This window comes from Veillonellaceae bacterium (assembly GCA_012523975.1).
In the GTDB taxonomy this organism is placed as follows: Bacteria; Bacillota; Negativicutes; order JAAYSF01; family JAAYSF01; genus JAAYSF01.
This window is the reverse complement of record JAAYSF010000074.1, coordinates 1-1,791: the sequence shown is the minus strand read 5'-3', so window position 1 is coordinate 1,791 and position 1,791 is coordinate 1. Positions and strand designations below refer to the sequence as shown.

2 protein-coding genes are annotated in these 1,791 nt (G+C 47.7%); both read left to right on the top strand.

The genetic code is table 11. The features are described from left to right. Positions 1-98 precede the first annotated feature (98 nt). The gene (gene pstC / locus GX348_10510; protein NLP42601.1) at positions 99-986 is read left to right on the top strand and encodes a phosphate ABC transporter permease subunit PstC; all 888 of its coding nucleotides are present in this window, start codon (positions 99-101) and stop codon (positions 984-986) included. A gap of 71 nt (positions 987-1,057) precedes the next feature. Further along, positions 1,058-1,791, top strand: a 734-nt coding sequence (pstA, locus tag GX348_10505) for a phosphate ABC transporter permease PstA (protein ID NLP42600.1), incomplete at its 3' end; no start/stop codon positions are given.

Here is a 1,791-nt window from a genome sequence, read left to right as displayed (position 1 = left end):
TAAATTTAACAAAACCTTAACAATCCATTAACAAACGGCTTTGGACAAATAGCTATAATTAAAAAAGATTATAAAACACAAACAAGGAAGTGATTGAAATGGACGCAGCAGTAAAGCACCATCAAATGAAACTTGTTTATGACCGCTATGTGCGCCATTTATTTATTGCCAGCGCATTTTTAATGACGATAATAATCTTTTCAATAATTGTCTTTGTTGGTCAGCAAGGCCTGCAAACTTTTACCGAGGTAAGCATGGGCGAGTTTTTCTTTTCCAGCAAGTGGGATCCAATGGAGGGTCAGTATGGGGCCGCCAGCTTTATTGTCGGTTCGCTGTATGTAACTTTGCTGGCCATCGTGATGGGGGCACCGCTTGGCTTGGCGGGGGCTGTATTTATGGCCAAGATTGCGCCGCCTTGGCTGAGAAATTTTATGCGTCCGGCTACAGATCTCTATGTTGCCATTCCGTCGGTAGTTTATGGTTTTGTCGGACTGACTATCTTAGTGCCATTTATCCGCACCCAATTTAATGTCAGTTCCGGGTTTGGTCTCTTAGCGGCTGCTTTAATTTTAGCCATAATGATTTTGCCGACAATTATCAGCATCTCAGAAGATGCGCTCCGTTCTGTGCCGCGGCCGCTTGAAGAGGCATCACTGGCTCTAGGCGCTACCCGTTGGCAAACTATTTGGAAGGTTCTGCTGCCGGCTGCGCTGCCGGGTATATTAACCTCGATTATTCTGGCGATGGCCCGGGCGGTAGGTGAGACAATGGCAGTTCAGATGGTCATCGGTAATACGCCGATGCTGGCCAAATCCTTGTTCATGCCTACTTCGACCTTGCCAAGTGAAATAGTTGTAGAAATGGGTAATACGCCCTTTGGGTCAGCGTGGGGCGACTCACTGTTTTTGATGGCCTTAGTACTGTTAATGATTTCGCTGCTCATGATTTTGGCAATTCGTCGAATTGGTCAAAGGAGGTTAGTCTAATGTCAGTCCAGACAAGCGAGAAATTAGTCATTAGGAATTATCAGCAAGACCGGTTTAAATGCAGCCGGCTTATATCATCTAAAACTCAGGATAGAATTGCAACAGGAATTATGTGGCTGGCCGGTTTGGTTATTCTGGGCATTCTGGCGGCCTTCCTGATATATATGCTGTATAAGGGTCTGCCAGTGTTAACATGGGATTTTATCACAGGGATGCCAAGTGATATCAGGGCCGGCGGCGGGGTGGGACCGCAGTTATTCAACTCGTTTTATATCTTGTTTCTGTCGCTGTTCTTTTCGATTCCAGTTGCGGTTGGAGCAGGAATATACCTCGCCGAATACGCCGGTAATAATCGACTGACCGACCTAATCAGGCTGAGCACTGAGAGTTTGGCTACCGTTCCGTCAATCGTACTTGGTTTGTTTGGTATGATCATCTTTGTAAACAAGCTGGGTCTGGGCTTTAGCATTATTGGCGGGGCGTTGACGCTGACACTGCTGAACCTGCCATTGTTAGTGCGCGTGACCGAGGAATCGATTCGTACCGTACCGGCTCACTATCGTGAGGCCAGCCTGGCGCTTGGGGCAACTAAATGGCAGACTATTTATCGGGTCGTGCTGCCCAACGCTCTGCCCGGCATTGTGACCGGTATAACGCTGACTGCCGGACGCGCGCTTGGTGAAACAGCAATCCTGATTTTCACAGCAGGAACAACAGTATCCCGGCAATTACCGGACTTTGATATAACAGCTGCCGGTGAAACGCTGGCTGTTCATATGTGGTACGTTATGGCCATCGGCCTTGT